This is a genomic window from Pseudomonas sp. GW822-FHT04H02, assembly GCF_058800645.1.
The window spans coordinates 44,425-60,215 of the sequence record NZ_JBXAMM010000009.1 but is presented as its reverse complement, the minus strand read 5'-3'; the positions used below and the strand labels follow the sequence as shown (position 1 = coordinate 60,215).

Here is a 15,791-nt window from a genome sequence, read left to right as displayed (position 1 = left end):
GCTCGACTCCGCGTAAAACCGGCGCAGATTACCACTGGCGGCTAGGGCGAGCCCAATCTTTGAATGTGAAAAACCGTGGAGCGCGGGGAGATGGCCAGGGCAGCGGCTGCCGCAAACCGGCAGCCGCCGCTGTTACAGGGCCAGGGGAAGGGGCTTTTAGGAGTATTCGATTTCCAAGGCATCGAGCTGATGATCGAAGCTCTTGAGCCGGGCGCTCCAGGTGTACACCAGGACCTCGAAATCCCGGTCGATCACCGCGCTGTTGCCCCGGGATTCGCCCCGTGGGTCGCAGAAATCCAGCTGGTAGCGCTCCCGCGCCATGGCGGTGGCGACATCCGACAGCTCCCGGGCATTGCTCAGCCAGTGGTGACCGTCCTCGGCCTGCTTATCCAGCAGCATGCACTGCTTCTTCAGGGCCTCCAGGCTCTTTTCCAGCGGGGTGCCGGTGAGTTCGCCCATGACTTCGGCGAAGGTCCGCCCCGGTTGCCAGTAACTGCCCCAGAAGTAGCGGTCGAATACGGTTTCGACCCGGCGCAAGGCCACCTTGGTGTCCCAGATGACCACCAGGGTCTTGCTCTGTTCGAGCTGTTTCTTCTTGATTTTCTGGCCCTGAAAGGAGGCCCAGGCCACCACACCGATGGCCATCACCGCGATCAACGCGCTGGCGCTGTCGAGGAACACCAGGGCCTTGTCGATCTGATGGGCCAGCATGATGCCGTAGAAGTAGGTGGCAGACAGCAGCACCAGGGCGCAGAGCGCGCACCAGAAGCCCGGAGCATAAGGGTTTTTCATTATTGGAATCCCCATGACCATCACATGCTTTGATCGGTTGGAAGGCACGTTGCACAAGGCACTTTTCCAACTGATCAAAGCATAGCAACCGCCTCAGGGTTTCGCGTGTTCTGGGCCTTGCGTTCGTCCGCTTTCCCAACCGCCGCCCAGGGCCAGGAACAGATCGATCTGGCTCATGGCTACCTGGGTGTTGGCCGCCGACAGTTGCGCGCGCATATCGGTGTAGGTGCGGGTAGCCTGCAGGTCGGCGAGGAAGGACGCGCGCCCGGCCTGGAAGAAGCGGTGGGTCTGGTCCGCCGCCAGTTGCGCCGACTGCTCGGCATCCGCCAGGGCATCGCGGCGCTGCAGCTGCGCGCTGTACTGGGCCAGGCCGGTCTGGGTTTCGCGGATGGCGTTGAGCACCACCCCATCGAAATGCGCCAGGGCGCCCTGGCTGGCGGCCTCGGCTTCATGAATGCGCTCGCGGGCGCCATTGGCCGGCACCGTCCAGCTGATCAGCGGGCCGAAGCCCCAGCGATTGGTGGAAGGCTTGCCGAGGTTGTCGAGGATGCCCACGGTGCCGACCGTCGCGCCGATGCTGATATCCGGATACAGGGCCCCGGTGGCCACGCCGATTCGCGCGGTGGCGGCGGCCAGCTGGCGCTCGGCCTGCCGTACGTCGGGGCGGCGCTTGAGCAGCGCCGCGCCATCGCCCACCGGCAACAGCTGGGTGATATGCGGCAACTGGGCGCAACTGTCGGTGCCGGCGGGCAATTGATCCAGCGGCTTGGCCAGCAGCATCGACAGGCGGAACAGGCCCGATTGGCGCGCCGCCTCATAGCGCGGCAGTTCGGCACGCAGGGATTTGAATTGGGTCTGGGAACGGGTGACCTGGGTTTCGTCGCCGCGCCCGGCATCGCGCAGGCGCTGGGTCAGCTCGGTGCTCTGGGCTTGCAGGCTCAGGGAGTGCTCGGCGATTTCCCGTTCTTCGTTGGCCGCGCAAACCTGGGTGTAGGCCCGCACCACGTCCGCCACCAGGGTGATGCGCGCGGTATCCGCCGCAGCCTGGGTCGCGTCGGCAGTGGCCTGGGCCGCCTCGATGCCGCGCTGCAAGGTGCCGAACAGGTCGAACTGGTAGGAGGTGCTGATGGACAGGTTGCCGACGTTGGCCACTGGCACCTTTTCCGGCAGCAGGAAGGCTTCGCCGGATTCCTGCAGGCGCTCGACCCCGGCCTTGACCCCACCGCTCCAGCCACCGGCGGCCTGGGCTTCATCCACCTGGGCGCGGGCCCGAGCCAGGTTGGCCGCCGCCACCCGCAGGTCGGTGTTGGAAGCCAGGGCCTGCTGCACCAGCTGGTCCAGGCGCGGGTCCTGGTACAGCCGCCACCAGTCGGCAGGCACCGGCGCCGACACCACGTTGGCGCCCTTGGCGCTCAACTGACCCTGCAAATCCTTGCGCTGCACCGCAGCATCCCCGGGCACCTGGTAATCCGGCCCGACCATCTGGCAGGCCGAGAGCAGCAGGCCGAGCCCGGCCAGGGCCAAACGCGCGCCGTTGTTCATTGGCCGGGCTCCTGCTTGGCCTGGTCGTCGAGGATCGACACCGTGGCGGTGCGCCCGGCGATCATGCGAAAGTCCGCCGGCACATCGTCGAAGGCGATGCGCACCGGAATCCGTTGCGCCAGGCGCACCCAGCTGAAGGCCGGGTTGACGTTGGGCAACAGGTTGGAGCCGCTGCTGCGATCACGGTCCTCGATCCCGGCGACGATGCTTTCCACATGCCCGCGCAGCCGCGCACGGTCGCCGATCACACGGATATCCACGGCCTGGCCGACATGGATGCCATCGAGCTTGGTCTCTTCGAAATAGCCATCGATGTGGAAGGAGTTGCTGTCCACCACCGACAGCACCGGTCGCCCGGCGGTGACGAATTCCTGGGTGCGCGGTGCACGGTCGTTGACGTAGCCGTCCACCGGGCTGCGTACCACCGAGCGGTCGAGGTTGAGCTGGGCGCTGTCCACCGCCACCTGGGCCTCGGCCAGGGCCGACTGGGCGCGGGCCTCGCGAGACTGGCTTTCTTCCAGTTGCTCGCGCGGCACCAGGTTGCCCAGGCCACGGTTGCGCTTGGCCTCGCGCTGGGCCTGGGCCAGGGTTTCCTGGCGGTCGGCCAGGGCCGCCTTGGCCTGGCGCAGGGCCAGCTTGAAGCGGTCCTGGTCGATGCTGAACAGCACCTGGCCGCGTTGCACCAGTTGGTTGTCACGCACCTGCACTTGCTGGATCAGCCCGGATACGTCCGGGGCGATCTGCACGATATCGGCGCGGATATGCCCGTCCCGGGTCCAGGGCGCGAACATGTAGTACATCACCATGCGCCAGACCACCACGACCGCGAAGGTCACCACCAGTAACGTCAGGACCACACGGCCAATGGTCAATAAAGGTTTTTTCATGTCATCAGGTATCGACTGAGAGAGTCCACGGCGCCCAGTAGCAGAGCGTAGAGACCCACGTTGAACAGCGCCCGGTGCCAGACCAGACGATAAAAGTGCAAGCGCGTCAGCACCCCGTGCACCAGCAGGTACAAGCCATAAGTGATGCCCATCAGCACCAGCAGCGTGGGCAGGAACACCCCGCTGATATCCAGATCACCGATCATAGGGGCGCTCCATCGATGCCATGGGGAAGGGGTTCTTCAAGCTCGCCGGTGGCGACGAATTCCACCCCCGGCAACAGCGCCAGGCGCAGGCCGCTGAGGGCGTGCAGCAGGTGCAGGCGGGTTTCGTGGTCGCCTTGCAGGCCCTGGCTGCCGAGGGCGCGGCGGGTACGGTCGAGGGTCATCAGCAGCCCGCTGGGGGCCGGCAGGCGTTCGCCGGCCTTGAGGCAGGCCTTGAAGTACTCGCCCACCTCGGCCACCACCTGGCGCAGCAGGCTCTGGGCCACGCCCTGCACCCGCGGTGCGTAGGCCAGCAGGTCCAGCATATTGAGCGCCACGCGCAACTCCCGCAGGGCTATGCCGGTGTCCTGCCCGGTCATGGCCAGGCGCGGCAGGTGCTGCATCAGGCGGTCGAGCATCTGTGCCCCCATGTGCCGGTGTTCGGCCAGGGTCGCCGGTTCGCTGAGGCTGACGATGTCGCGCCAGCTGAAGCGGGTCAGGCGCTTGGCCGCCAGTTCGGAGCCGAACGGCCGGGCGATCAGGGTCCAGACAAAGGCGAACAGCAGGCCCATGGGGCCGGCCAGGTTGGAGTTGGCAAAACTCAGGAAGTCCGCGTCGTAGGCTCCCTGGATGCTGATGAAGGACGAGGTGTTGACGATGGTCAGCAGCATGCCGAGGTAGAACCGCGGCTGCACCGTCAGGGTGCCGACGCAAATGAACGGCACGGCAAAGGCCAGCACCAGCATCGGGAAGTCGTGCAGGTTGGGCAGGATCAGGAACAGGTAGAGGCTGGCGAACAGCACCGACATCGCGGTCCAGAAAAAGAACCGGTAGATCTGCGGCGCCGGGTCGTCCATGGAAGCAAAGAAACTGCAGGCCACCGCCGCCAGGATCACGGCGCTGCCGCCGTCGGTCCAGCCCAGGAGAATCCACAGCACCGAGGCGACGATGATCGCCAGGACCGTCGAGCCCGCCGAGTACAGCATCAGCCCGCGATCGAGAAACGGCGTCAGCCGGCCCAGCCGCCAATGCCGGTAGACCGCGCGCCAGGGCGCCTGGCTTTCACTCTGGATGGCGTGCTGCAGGCTGCGGCAGTCCTGCCACAGGTCGATCCACTCGCCGAGGCGATACAGAGCGTTGGACATCAGCAGCTGGCGCCGGTCATCCAGGGCTTCGGGGCTTGGCTGCAAGGCTTCGAGTTCATCGCGCAGGGCCTGCCAGCGTTCCACCGAAGCATCCCGGGCGGTGCCTTGCAGCCATTCATCGGCCTTGGCCAGCAAGGGGGCGAACTGCGCCACCAGCTCCGGGGTACGCCGTTCCAGGGCATACAGGGCATCGTCCAGGGCATCCACCACCGGCAGCAGATTGATCATCCGCCCGCGCAGCTCCTTGGTGTTGCGCACGGTCTGCGGCCGGGCGCCCTCGTGGGGCAACTGGCCGATCATCAGTTCCAGGGTGTTGAAGGTGCCCACCATGGACGCGCGCAGGGCACTGACTTCCTCGGGCTGGACGTTGCGGGCCAGGAAGCGCTGGCTGTAGAGCGCGGCATCGGCGAACCACTTGGCGGCGGAATCGACGAACACCGGGGCCAGCCGCCGGGGCCAGAACATGCTGCCGATCACCGCGGCGCAAACGATGCCGAGGAAGATTTCCTCGGTCCGCGCCTCGGCGACGTCCCAGACCCCCAGGGGGTTGTCCACCACCGGCAGGGCGATCAGCGGCAAGGTGTAGCCGGCCAGCATCAGGGCGTAGTTGTTGGCAGTGCGCAGGTGCATGGACAGGAACAGCAGGATCCCGGTCCACAGGGCGATGATCACCACCAGCAGATAGGGGCTCTGCACGAACATCGGCACGAACAGCACCGCGGCCGCCGCCCCGAGAAAGGTGCCGATCGCCCGGTACAGGGCCTTGGAACTGGTGGGGCCGACGTAGGGGCTGGAGACGATGTACACCGTGGCCATCGCCCAATACGGACGGGGCATCTGCATCAGCATGGCGATGTACAGGGCGATCATCGACGCGGCGAAGGTACGTACGCCATAGAACCAGTCCCGCGCGGGAGGCATGCCGGTAAAGAAGCCTTTCAAGATGGCAGCACCGGTACATGACTGGCGGACTCGAACGCGCGGATCACCCGCAACGCCGCTTCCAGGTCGGCGCTGCCAATGCCTTCCAGCACTTCATGGCGCAGGCGCACCAACTCGCTTTCCACCGCCTGCACCAGCTCGCGACCGGTGTCGGTCAGGCTCAGGCATTTGGCCCGGCGGTCGTGGGGATCTTCGCTGCGGCACACGTAGCCGGCGCTGCACAGTTGATCCAGCAGGCGCACCAGGGACGGGCTTTCCATCCCTGCGGCCTGGGCCACCGTGACCTGGCGCACGCCCTCGCCCAGGCGCCCGATCATCAACAGCGGCACCGCGCAGGCTTCGGAAATGCCGAAGTTGACCAGCGTGGTCTGGCAGATCCGCCGCCAATGCCGGGACGCGACCACCATGCCACTGCTGATATTCATGTGGAGTGATTCAAGGGAGCTGGACACAAGATTGTTCGCACACTGTTAGTTTGCTAACTATCAATATGTCATTGACGGATAAATCCAGTCAAGTTTTGTAACAATTGCCTGAGAGTGAAGATGCACAGCTTGCCAGCGAACCTCAGCGTTTCCTGGCCTGCTCGTAAACGGTTCCACGCTCGCGCTTGCCGACCGCAACCACGCAAACCACGACGCGCTCTTCGATCACTTGATAAACCAATCGGTAGCCCGAAGCCTTGAGTTTAATTTTGTAGCAATCGGGAAGCCCATGCAGGGCATCAGCAGGGATTCGCGGCACCTCAAGCCGTTCGGCGAGCTTTTTCTTGAATTGCTCTCGAAGCGTATGCCCCAACTTGTTCCATTCCTTGTGTGCCGAAGGCAGGAACTCAAGGCTATAAGTCATCCAGACTGACCGGAACGGGCGTCTCATGGCTGCGCTCGCGGATGATTTCGGCCAACTCCAGATCATCCAGGCGTTCCATCAACGCTTCGAAAACCTCGGCCGGAACCATGTAGCCCATGACACGATTGTGATTCAACACCGCCACTGGCCCGCCCTGGGCACCACTCAAGACGGCAGAAGGGTTTTTCTTCAACTCAGATACGCTGACGGCTTTGTCAGCCAGAATACTCTGCATAATCATGACCTCAATTCAGGTCGTGATTCTGGTCTAAATACTCCATATCAACAACTACAGCTCATCAGCCCCCGCGCCCCTTCCTCAACAACACATCCAACTGATCCACCACCTCGGCCCAATCCGCATCATCGAGCACTTCCGTGCGCAGAAAGTCGGCCTGGCTCTCGCTCCAGAAAAACGCGTCCGCCAGGTGCAGCTCCGGTTTGAGCGGCGAATGCGTGGCGATGAAACGCTCGATGCTCACCGGGTCATCGGCCAGCCCCAACTGCTTGAACAACGCCGGCAGGCTGTGGGTCGGTGCTTCCATGGTCGGGCTCCTGATCAGTGCGAGACTTCGCAAACCTCGGCGTGGGGCACCAGCTTCAGGTACTGGGCCATGCTCATGTGCACCAGGTTGTGGTGGTTGCCGGCTTCCAGGTAGATGTCTTTCTGCCGGGTCAGCAGCGGGTCGATCACCACGTCCAGCCCATAGGACTCGCCCAGGGCCGGCACCGCGCCGCGCTCGCAGTCGTTGAACAGGTGGGCCAGGGTGCTTTCCCGGGTGACCTGCCATTCGCCGCTGCCGCGCACCTTGCCGAGGTCCAGGTGCCGACTGGCCGGCAACACCGCCATCAGGTAATGGCCGTGGTGATCGTCGAGGATCACCGACTTGGCCACTCGCTCCGCCGGTACCCCCGCCACCCGCGCCGTTTCCAGGCTGCTGGCGGAATGGGGATGGCTCACCAGATCAAACTCGCAAGCGGCTTGTTCCAGGCTGCGCTGCACGGTTCTTGCCATACGCATGATGCACCTCGGTGCCCCGCAAGCGGGGACAGGACTGTGACTCCTGATGCAAGTCTAGGTCGCGCTGCAAGACACAAGGCCTCGAACTTCCGAACGGCACCCTGCGCGTTCATTGCCCGGCACAGGAAGCGCCGGCTGCCGAGCCACAGAGGACAAACAAGCGGGCCCGAGTACCACCCGCGGCGAACTGACCGACTTTGTGCCACCCCTGGGGCAATGGCGCGAATTCCTCGGACTGATCGTCCGACCCCACCAGCCAATAGCGTCCGCTGCCCACTGACAAGGCGCTCAACTGATCCAGGTAGACCTGATCCGGGTGGTCGATCAGGGTGCCGAAGCCGTAGGCGTTCGGCCTGCTGGAGGTGCCTCCCGGCAGCGGCGGCGTATAGAGCATCGGCTGGGCGTCGGTGCGGTTGTAGTAGACGTAGCTCAAGTACCAGAGCATGTCGCTGATAACGATGCGGTCGCCCGCGACGTAGTGCCGGTTGACGTAGTCGACCATCACGCTGATCTGGTCGTTGGCGTCGACATCGATGTTGTTTTTCAGCCCCACCGCTTCCAGCCCCACGAACCCCAGTAGCAACGCCAGCGCCACCAGCCGGGCAGTCTTAAGCCAGCGATCGATGAGCACCGCCATGATCATCGGCAAGCCCAAGGCATACGCGGTCAGGTAGCGTTCGATAAACACTGGCGAAGCGAACGACACCGCAAACACCAACAACAATGGCAGCAGGGTGAAACTCGCCAGCAGCCCGCCGAACCTGGCAGGTGCACCATCACGCCAGGCCAGGACGCTACAGACCGCCAGCAACAGCAGCGGCATGCCCACGAACAGCGCACCTGGCAGGTTGTCGCCTTCGTCCTGGATCAGCAATTGCCAGACCATCGCCGGCAGCGAAGACCAGGTGACCACCGGCTCCCAGCCGACATCGCCATTGGCCTTCAACTCGTCCATGTGCCGCAGCAGGTCGAGCAACTCCGGAACCCAGGGCAGGAACAGCAGCACGATCGCCGCATTCGCCAGCCACCAGGCCGGGCGGGTGACCAGGCGCCCGCCACCCTCGGCGCGCACGCCCGAAACGGCCAGGTACAGCCAGTGCGCCAGCACGCAGAACACCGTGAAGTAATGGGTGTAGAAGGCCAGGGTCATCAGCAGCGCGTAGCTCACCAGATAGCCCCGACGCGAGGGCTGGCGCAGCCAGTACACCAAGGCCAGGGTCGCCCCCAGCAGCAACAGGCCGAGCAGCGCATACATGCGCACTTCCTGGCTGTAGCGCACGGCCGTGGGCAGCAGGGCCAGCAGCACACCGGCGAGAATCGCCGCGCGACGGGTCGCCAGCAGCGCCACCAGCCACATGCCGAGCCCTACGGTGACTATCCCTGGCAGCGCGCTGAGGGTGCGAATGGAAAAAATCCCGTCGCCGAACAGTTCAATCCAGCCACGCAAGAGCATGAAATACAGCGGCGGATGGACGTCGCGGGCCGCATGAAACCAGATTTCGCTCAGCGAATACTGGCTGAGCACCAGGCTGGAACCTTCGTCGCCCCAGATGGCCGCGGCGGTCAGGTCATAAAAGCGAACGGCCGCAGCCAACAGCAACACCGGCAGCAACCAATACTCCAGCGCCAAGCGCATCAGCCGCTGCACACCTTGCTCCCGAGGCACGACGGCCTGCTCTTGCAAACGCCCGATCAACTCCGGCGCTCTGCGAAAATCCATTCCTTGCTCCCCATAAACTCGCCTGATCTGGTCGCTCAAACCCCGATAGCATCGTCCTTTGCCTGGAAAACCGCAAAGCACAGACGCAAGGGTAAAAAGCCGCTCCTCGAATGCCATGTGCGACTCTTGCCGATAGCCCTCGGGGACCGCGGTACGGGGTCAGGCCCGGCCATCACCGGCAATGGATGAACATAGACCGGAGGACAGCAAAGGCGCGTCACAGAACGGCGGATTTTCTAACCAGCGACGTAGGTGCCAGCCGGCGCCTTCTGTATGATTTTCGCCACACTCGGAACCTGCCCTCATGGCTTTTCTGAATTAAGGACAATTCATGCGCAAGCTTCTGCTCTCGGCATTGACCCTCACCGCCCTGTGCGCCGGCCAGGCGCAGGCCAGCTCGGATGACATCTGCTCGCCGACCTGGTCGCTCTACTCAAATCGCCTGGACGGTTGCAGCAACCTGCCCTTTCTCAGCCCGGGCAACGACAGCCGGGTCAACTTGCGGCTGCTGCTGGCCGACCAGGGCAGCCTGCCCCTGGCACCCCGGGCCCTGACCCAGGATGAGCTGGGCATGGGCTACGGCCCTGTGCCCTTCATGCACTATCGCCTGCACCCGGCGCAGCCCGAACTCGATCCCGACACTGGCAACCCACCCAAGCCCGGCCCCTCGCCCGCCACCGAGCAGCTCGACAGCCTGCTGCAGGCCGTAGGCCTGCGTCGCGATAGCAAGGAAGCCGCCGGAAACGGCTTTCTCTCCGGAGAAGGCAGCCGCTGCCGCAGCAACTCGGACGCCAGTGCCCTGGCTTTTGTGGAGCAGCTCGACCAGGCGCCACTGAGCCCCGAAGAACGCCAGGCCCTGGCCGAGGCCCGGGTGCAACTGCTGGCCAGCTGCGACTGGAACGCCAGCGAAATGAGCAAGCTGCTGCCGGCCAACCTGAACTCGGCGGCGGCCAAGGCGTTCGCCAGCTACCTGCAGGCCGCCGCCGACTTCTACAGCGGCCGCTTCAACGAAGCCGGCAACGGTTTTGCCGCGCTAAAGGACAATCCCCAGCCCTGGCTGGCCGAAACCGCGGCCTACATGAGCCCGCGCACCCTGCTCAACCTGGCCCAGCAGAACGCCTTCGATGAATGGAGCATGGTCAATCTGGAGCATGTGGATAAACCCGTGCTGCAACAGGCCGGCGCCGGTTTCGAGGCCTACCTGAAGACTTATCCACAGGGCCGCTACGCCGTTTCCGCCAAGGGTCTGATCCGCCGTGTGCACTGGCTGACGGGCGACACCCAGGCCCTGGCCGAGGACTACGCCTGGCAACTGACCCAGGCTCCCGGCACCCCGCGCAACATGCCTCTGGACGACCTGGTGGAAGAAGTCGACTACAAACTGCTGAGCCTGCCCGAAGACCACTTCAAGGCTCCGCTGCTGCTGGCGGTCAAGGACCTGATGCGCATGCGCGACGCCCCATCGGCGCCCCTGACCCGGGACGCCCTGCAACAGCAGAAGGCCCAGTTCGCCAGCCAGCCGGCGCTGTTCGACTACCTCCAGGCCGCTTTCAGCCTGTATGTCGAAAAACAACCGGCGGCGGCGCTCAAACAATTGCCCAGCCAAGTGCCTGCGCAACTGGACTACCTGAGCTTCAGCCAGCAGATCCTGCGTGGCCTGGCCCTGCAGGCCCAGCAGGACTGGAAAGGCGCCGAGGCGCTGTGGCTGCAATTGCTGCCCCTGGCCCAGCAACCGCTGCAACGTGAACAGTTGGAACTGGCCCTGGCCTACAGCTACGAGCGCAGCGGGCAACTGGCCAAGGTGTTCGCCGACGGCTCGCCGATCAAGGCTGCCCAGGTGCGCGCCATTCTCCTGCGCCAGGTGGCCTCTCCCCAACTGCTGCGCCAGCAAGCGCAGAAGGCCGAGTTGCCAGCGGAACGCAACGCCGCGCGTTTTATCCTGCTGTACAAGGACCTGACCCGCGGCCAGTACGCGGCCTTCGGCAAAGACTTCGAGCAACTGCCGCCCACCCTGCCCGACGCTAGCCTTGCCGCCAGCCTGGGCTACATCTACCTCGATACCCCGCCGTTGCAGGACTTCCACTGGAATGGCCCACAGCCCGAAGAAGAAAAACCCGACTACCGCTGCCCAAGCCTGTTGGAGACGGCCGCCCTCCTGCAGCGTGACCCGAAAGCCCCGGCCGGGCTGCTCTGCCTCGGCGAGTTCATGCGTTTCAGCGGCTTCGACCGCATGCCCCTGGACACCCCGCCACCGGCCCAGAACCTGGGCGGTACCCAGGACACGTTCCCGGGCAAGCCGTTCTCGCGGCTCGACGGCTATCAGGTGGTGATCAACAACCCCAAGGCCAGCCGTGACGATCGCGCCTACGCGCTGTACCGAGCCATCAACTGCTACGCCTCCTCGGGCCATAACAACTGTGGCGGTGCCGGTGTCGAGCCCGCCGTGCGCAAGGCCTGGTTCCGCCAGTTGAAGACCAAGTTGGGGGATACCCAGTGGGCCCAGTCGCTGCGTTACTACTGGTAGGCAAGCGCCTGGGCTATGGCCTGCTGCTGTGGCTGTGCTGGGCAACGCCGGCCAGCGCGGCAGTGGACGCCGCCGACTACGACGCCTTCTGGCTGTGGAGCGGGGTCAAGACCCAGCCGGTGCTGGGCCAGGCCAGGACCCTGTACCTCCTCCAGGGCCAGATCAGCCGTTCGCGGCGCCATCCGGCCAGCGGCGTCCAGCTCATCGCCCAGGGCCTGCCGGTGTCGCGTCTGCACCAGGAGCAGGTGTGGGTGGTCTACCGCGCCCACACCCTGGCCTGGCCCGAACCGCTGTATGACCAGTTGCTGGGCCAGGTCCGGCGTTGGCAGGCCACGGGCACCCAGGTGGTGGGCATCCAGATCGATTTCGACAGCAGCACCCACGACCTGGAGCGCTATGGCCACTTCCTGCGCGACCTGCGCCAGCGCCTGCCGGCGCACTACCGCCTGAGCATCACCGGGTTGATGGACTGGGGCAGCAACGCCGACCCGCAAGCCATCGGCCAGCTCAAGGGCGTGGTGGACGAAGTGGTGGTGCAGACCTACCAGGGCCGCCGCAGCATCCCCAACTACGCCAGCTACCTGCCGCGCCTGGACCGCATGGGCCTGCCCTACAAGGTCGGCCTGATCCAGGGCGGTGAATGGCAGGAACCCCAGGCCCTGCGCGACAGCCCCTGGTTCAAGGGCTACGTGGTTTTCTTGCAGAATCCTCAGTCCGGGCCCTGAGAGCGGTGCAATAAGTGCTCACAGTAATGCCCATCAGTGCCCTTGATCCTCGAAGCCTGCTGAGGCAAAACGGTTCCCGCGGAGTTGATATGCCAAGCAGCCATTGGTGATGCCTCTCTCGTCGGACAAGGATTGACCTCGACGAATACAGACACTAGGCTCGACCTCACAACTCAACCCCGTACGCAGAGATTAAGTTCGCTGGCCGTTGGGGTGAAAAAACCGGCCCAGGCCGGTTTTTTCGTTTCCAGGGAATGGAATAGTGCGCACGGCCTTCTTTGTCGATGGCTACGACCTGTTCTACGGGTTGCTGGCCGACACCCCATTCAAGTGGCTCGACCTGCCCGGGTTGCTGACCCATATCGTGCAGATCGAGAACCCCGCCAGCCGACTGGCCTCGGTGGACTACTTCACTTCTTCAGTCAAACCCCGGCTGGCCACCCGCGGCCGGGCCTCCAAGGAAGCGCAAGACACCTACCTGCGCGCCTTGAAGGCGTCCCAGGTCAATGTGCACCTGGGGCGCCATCAGCTTGAACCGGCCAAAGCCCCACGCTTCATCAATAAAACCGTAGGGGCTTCACGCCAGGACACGGTGGACATCTGGAAACTTGAGGAAAAGGAAACCGACGTCCATCTGGCGATCAGCATGTACCGCCTCGCAGCCAGGCAAGCCCTGCATCCTCCAGATGAACGCATCGAGCAACTGGTGCTGGTCTCGGGAGACACCGATATGGCACCAGCGCTGCGGGCCATTCGCGAAGACTTCCCGGACTTGACCCTTGGCGTGATCCTGCCTCACCGCACGCAGTATCAGCGCCCGCAACCCGGCTCACTGAAAGCCCAGGCCCACTGGATGCGCCGGGTCGTCAGCGCAGAGGAACTGTGCAAGCACCAGTTCCCCGAACGAGTGGCGACCCGCAAGGCGCCCGCGATCAAGCCGGACTACTGGTGAGCCCAGCTGCTGCGGCCTTACCAGTCATAAGTCAGGCTCGAGACCATGGTCCGGCCTTCGCCGTAGTAGCAGTCCCAGATGCTGGTGCAGTTGGCGACGTAGGTCTTGTCGGTGAGGTTCTTCACGTTCAGCGCCAGCTTCACGCCCTTGAGCTGCAACGGCGACTTTTCAAGGTCGTAGGTCAGGCCGGCGTCGTACACGGTGTAGGAAGGGATCTGGAAAGCGCCGTCGTAGTCGGTGCCGTAGCTGCCCTTGACGTAGCGGGCGCCGACGCCCGCTCCCAGGCCTGCCAGGGGGGTGTCGCCCAGGATGGTGTAGTTGAGCCACAACGCAGCAGTCAGGGGTGGCATGCCCGCCGGGTGGCGACCCTCGCGGCCATCGTTGTCCTTGGTGTACTTGATGTCGTTGCGCGACGCCGAGGCAATCACGTCCAGCGACTCGCTGAGGCTGGCCTTGGCTTCAAGCTCGATACCCCGGGAGCGCACCGCGCCGCTCTGGATACTGAACCCGGGGTTGGCCAGGTCGGTGGTCAGAATGTTCTCCTGGTCCAGCTGATAGGCCGATACCTGGACGAAGCTCTCCTGGCCCGGAGGCTGGAATTTCACCCCCACTTCGTACTGCTTGCCGGTGGAAGGCTCGAACGCGCTGCGCTGGAAGCTGGTGCCGCTCAACGGCAGGAAGGATTCCGAGTAGCTGACAAAGGGCGCCAGCCCGTTGTCGAACAGGTACACCAGCCCCCCGCGCCCGGTGAAGGACTGGTTCTTGACGTTGGTATGGGCCCCACCCAGCGGCGCCTTGTTGTCGGTTTCCGCCCAATCGTTGCGACCGCCCAGCACCAGCACCCACTTCTCGTACTTGATCTGGTCCTGCACGTAGAGGCCGGTCTGGATGATGGTGTTGTCCCACTGGTAAGCGTTGCCGAAATTCAGCGACTGGCCGTAGGTGGGGGTGAACATGTCGAGAATCGGCGGGTTGTAGTCGTACTTGCCGTGGTATTTCGAATTGAAGTGGTAGTAATCCAGCCCCACCAGCACCGTGTGGTTGAACGGCCCGGTGTCGAACTCGGCCTGGGCGATGTTATCCACGCCGAAGACCTTGTTGTGCTGCTTCCAGTCGACCCCGTAGCGGGTCATGTAGCGCTGGTCGTCGAGCCCGGTCTTGGGGTTGGTGACGAACTTGTAGCCGTGCAGCGGCGCACGGTAACGGTCGTCGACATCGGCGTAGCGGGCATTCTGCTTCAGGGTCCAGACATCGTTCAGGCGATGGGAGAACTCGTAGCCCACGACGAACTGGTCACGGTCGTAGGCATTGACCCCGGGCTCGCCGAGAAACAGGTCGCGGTCGATCTTGCCGTTGGGGTTGGCGAACACCGTGCCCACGCTGGGCAGGCCCTGGGCCTCGGGCACGTCGTTGTCCTTCTGGAACTGGGCAAACACCGTCAGTTGGGTGTCGTCATCCGGCCGCCAGGTCAGGCTCGGGGCGATGAACTGACGCTGGCGCTGCACGTAATCGATGGCGTCCTGGCTGTCGCTGGCCAGGCCGGTCAGGCGATAGAGGAACTGCCCCTGCTCATCCAGCGGGCCGCCCAGGTCCAGGGCGATGCTCTTGTGGTCGTAGCTGCCGGCTTCCACTTTCAGCTGATGCACGGGGGTCTCGGTGGGCCGCTTGCTGACCATGTTGACGATCCCGCCCGGCTGGTTCTGCCCGTAGAGCACCGAGGCCGGGCCCTTGAGCACTTCGATGCGCTCCAGGGAATAGGGCTCGATCTGCAGGGCACCACCGGTACTGCCACCGCCATAGGGCAAGTGCAGGCCGTCGAGGTACAGCGGAGTCGGTGAAAAACCACGGGAGGTGGGTTCGTCGAAAATCTTCACCCGGTCGGAAAAGCCGCCGCCGGTCATGCCCGGGGTATAGAGCAGCGCCTCGGTCACGCTCTGGGCACCACGGGCGCTGATCTCCTTGGCGCCGATCACGTTGATGGTCTGCGGAATCTCCACCAGCGCCGAGTCGGTCTTGCTGCCGGTGGCGCTGCGCTTGGCCACGATCCCCGGCACCGCGCCCCAGGCATTTTCATCCACTTGGGTGGCGCCGATGCGGGTTGGCCCCAGCTCCAGCGCAGCGCCCTGGGCCACTGGCTGCAGCCCCCAGCTGGCGCCACTCTGGGTGGCTTGCAGGCCGGTCCCCGCGAGGAGCTGGTGCAGCCCTTGCGCCACTTCGTAGCGACCTTGCAGGCCCTGGCTGTGCTTGCCGGCCGTCATGCTCGCATCCACCGACAGGAGAATCCCCGCCGCACTGGCAAAGCGGTTCAGCACCTGGTCGAGGTTGCCGGGGGCGATCTGGTAGTCGCGGGCCTGGCTCTGGCTGCCCGGCTCGGCCTGGACAATGCCTGGCAGCACGGGTGCCACCGCCAGCAGCGCAACAAAGGCTCGGCGGCGCGCGGTAGCGCCCAGGGTCAAAATGGATGCAGCGGTCTGGTAAGGCATTCCTGA

15 protein-coding genes are annotated in these 15,791 nt (G+C 64.5%); 3 read left to right on the top strand and 12 right to left on the bottom strand.

Translation table 11 applies throughout. From position 1 onward, the window contains the following. Positions 1-156: 156 nt before the first annotated feature. From AC1RMG_RS29850 to AC1RMG_RS29800, 11 genes are all read right to left on the bottom strand, one after another. Positions 157-792, bottom strand: a complete 636-nt coding sequence (locus AC1RMG_RS29850; protein ID WP_015633693.1) for a hypothetical protein — start codon at positions 790-792, stop codon at positions 157-159. Positions 793-885: 93 nt separating this feature from the next. Next, a complete protein-coding gene (locus AC1RMG_RS29845) occupies positions 886-2,334 on the bottom strand; it encodes an efflux transporter outer membrane subunit (protein WP_401156105.1) in 1,449 nt (482 codons plus the stop codon). Then, positions 2,331-3,221: an efflux RND transporter periplasmic adaptor subunit gene (locus AC1RMG_RS29840; protein ID WP_011058539.1), complete on the bottom strand. Its 891-nt coding sequence runs from the start codon at positions 3,219-3,221 to the stop codon at positions 2,331-2,333. The genes AC1RMG_RS29845 and AC1RMG_RS29840 overlap by 4 nt, the downstream gene beginning before the upstream one ends. Further along, complete coding sequence (locus tag AC1RMG_RS29835) at positions 3,218-3,427, bottom strand: DUF1656 domain-containing protein (RefSeq protein WP_011058538.1); 210 nt, start codon at positions 3,425-3,427, stop codon at positions 3,218-3,220. The genes AC1RMG_RS29840 and AC1RMG_RS29835 overlap by 4 nt, the downstream gene beginning before the upstream one ends. Then, a complete protein-coding gene (locus AC1RMG_RS29830) occupies positions 3,424-5,511 on the bottom strand; it encodes an FUSC family protein (RefSeq protein ID WP_041751900.1) in 2,088 nt (695 codons plus the stop codon). The genes AC1RMG_RS29835 and AC1RMG_RS29830 overlap by 4 nt, the downstream gene beginning before the upstream one ends. Next, positions 5,508-5,936 (bottom strand): MarR family winged helix-turn-helix transcriptional regulator, encoded by a 429-nt coding sequence (locus tag AC1RMG_RS29825; RefSeq protein WP_011058536.1) that lies wholly within the window; start codon positions 5,934-5,936, stop codon positions 5,508-5,510. Before AC1RMG_RS29825 ends, AC1RMG_RS29830 begins: the two co-directional genes overlap by 4 nt. 142 nt (positions 5,937-6,078) lie before the next feature. After that, the gene (locus tag AC1RMG_RS29820) at positions 6,079-6,360 is read right to left on the bottom strand and encodes a type II toxin-antitoxin system RelE family toxin (RefSeq protein WP_011058535.1); all 282 of its coding nucleotides are present in this window, start codon (positions 6,358-6,360) and stop codon (positions 6,079-6,081) included. Beyond that, complete coding sequence (locus tag AC1RMG_RS29815) at positions 6,350-6,595, bottom strand: type II toxin-antitoxin system Phd/YefM family antitoxin (RefSeq protein WP_011058534.1); 246 nt, start codon at positions 6,593-6,595, stop codon at positions 6,350-6,352. Before AC1RMG_RS29815 ends, AC1RMG_RS29820 begins: the two co-directional genes overlap by 11 nt. A 64-nt stretch (positions 6,596-6,659) precedes the next feature. Continuing rightward, entirely contained in the window at positions 6,660-6,905 is a 246-nt protein-coding gene (locus AC1RMG_RS29810) for a DUF2789 domain-containing protein (protein ID WP_011058533.1), read from the bottom strand. Between the two features lie 14 nt (positions 6,906-6,919). Next, entirely contained in the window at positions 6,920-7,381 is a 462-nt protein-coding gene (locus AC1RMG_RS29805; protein ID WP_011058532.1) for an aminoacyl-tRNA deacylase, read from the bottom strand. Positions 7,382-7,490: 109 nt separating this feature from the next. Further along, a complete protein-coding gene (locus tag AC1RMG_RS29800) occupies positions 7,491-9,101 on the bottom strand; it encodes a glycosyltransferase family 39 protein (protein ID WP_493170879.1) in 1,611 nt (536 codons plus the stop codon). Between the two features lie 331 nt (positions 9,102-9,432). Here AC1RMG_RS29800 and AC1RMG_RS29795 point away from each other — a divergent pair, with 331 nt between their 5' ends. The 3 genes from AC1RMG_RS29795 to AC1RMG_RS29785 all read left to right on the top strand — a co-directional run bounded on the left by AC1RMG_RS29795 (position 9,433) and on the right by AC1RMG_RS29785 (position 13,302). After that, the gene (locus tag AC1RMG_RS29795; protein ID WP_493170877.1) at positions 9,433-11,625 is read left to right on the top strand and encodes a PA5441 family protein; all 2,193 of its coding nucleotides are present in this window, start codon (positions 9,433-9,435) and stop codon (positions 11,623-11,625) included. Continuing rightward, entirely contained in the window at positions 11,595-12,350 is a 756-nt protein-coding gene (locus tag AC1RMG_RS29790) for a DUF3142 domain-containing protein (protein WP_368994955.1), read from the top strand. The genes AC1RMG_RS29795 and AC1RMG_RS29790 overlap by 31 nt, the downstream gene beginning before the upstream one ends. 262 nt (positions 12,351-12,612) lie before the next feature. Then, positions 12,613-13,302 (top strand): NYN domain-containing protein, encoded by a 690-nt coding sequence (locus AC1RMG_RS29785; protein WP_493170875.1) that lies wholly within the window; start codon positions 12,613-12,615, stop codon positions 13,300-13,302. A 17-nt stretch (positions 13,303-13,319) separates the two neighbouring features. Here the strand turns inward: AC1RMG_RS29785 and AC1RMG_RS29780 are convergent, their stop codons facing one another. After that, entirely contained in the window at positions 13,320-15,785 is a 2,466-nt protein-coding gene (locus tag AC1RMG_RS29780; RefSeq protein WP_011058528.1) for a TonB-dependent siderophore receptor, read from the bottom strand. Between the last annotated feature and the right edge of the window lie 6 nt (positions 15,786-15,791).

Excerpts from the sequence above, each read along its gene's own strand:
- AC1RMG_RS29850 (WP_015633693.1), bottom strand. The coding sequence starts at position 792 with ATGAAAAACCCTTATGCTCCGGGCTTCTGGTGCGCGCTCTGCGCCCTG.
- AC1RMG_RS29845 (WP_401156105.1), bottom strand. The coding sequence starts at position 2,334 with ATGAACAACGGCGCGCGTTTGGCCCTGGCCGGGCTCGGCCTGCTGCTC.
- AC1RMG_RS29840 (WP_011058539.1), bottom strand. The coding sequence starts at position 3,221 with ATGAAAAAACCTTTATTGACCATTGGCCGTGTGGTCCTGACGTTACTG.
- AC1RMG_RS29835 (WP_011058538.1), bottom strand. The coding sequence starts at position 3,427 with ATGATCGGTGATCTGGATATCAGCGGGGTGTTCCTGCCCACGCTGCTG.
- AC1RMG_RS29825 (WP_011058536.1), bottom strand. The coding sequence starts at position 5,936 with ATGAATATCAGCAGTGGCATGGTGGTCGCGTCCCGGCATTGGCGGCGG.
- AC1RMG_RS29820 (WP_011058535.1), bottom strand. The coding sequence starts at position 6,360 with ATGACTTATAGCCTTGAGTTCCTGCCTTCGGCACACAAGGAATGGAAC.
- AC1RMG_RS29815 (WP_011058534.1), bottom strand. The coding sequence starts at position 6,595 with ATGCAGAGTATTCTGGCTGACAAAGCCGTCAGCGTATCTGAGTTGAAG.
- AC1RMG_RS29810 (WP_011058533.1), bottom strand. The coding sequence starts at position 6,905 with ATGGAAGCACCGACCCACAGCCTGCCGGCGTTGTTCAAGCAGTTGGGG.
- AC1RMG_RS29805 (WP_011058532.1), bottom strand. The coding sequence starts at position 7,381 with ATGCGTATGGCAAGAACCGTGCAGCGCAGCCTGGAACAAGCCGCTTGC.
- AC1RMG_RS29800 (WP_493170879.1), bottom strand. The coding sequence starts at position 9,101 with ATGGATTTTCGCAGAGCGCCGGAGTTGATCGGGCGTTTGCAAGAGCAG.
- AC1RMG_RS29795 (WP_493170877.1), top strand. The coding sequence starts at position 9,433 with ATGCGCAAGCTTCTGCTCTCGGCATTGACCCTCACCGCCCTGTGCGCC.
- AC1RMG_RS29780 (WP_011058528.1), bottom strand. The coding sequence starts at position 15,785 with ATGCCTTACCAGACCGCTGCATCCATTTTGACCCTGGGCGCTACCGCG.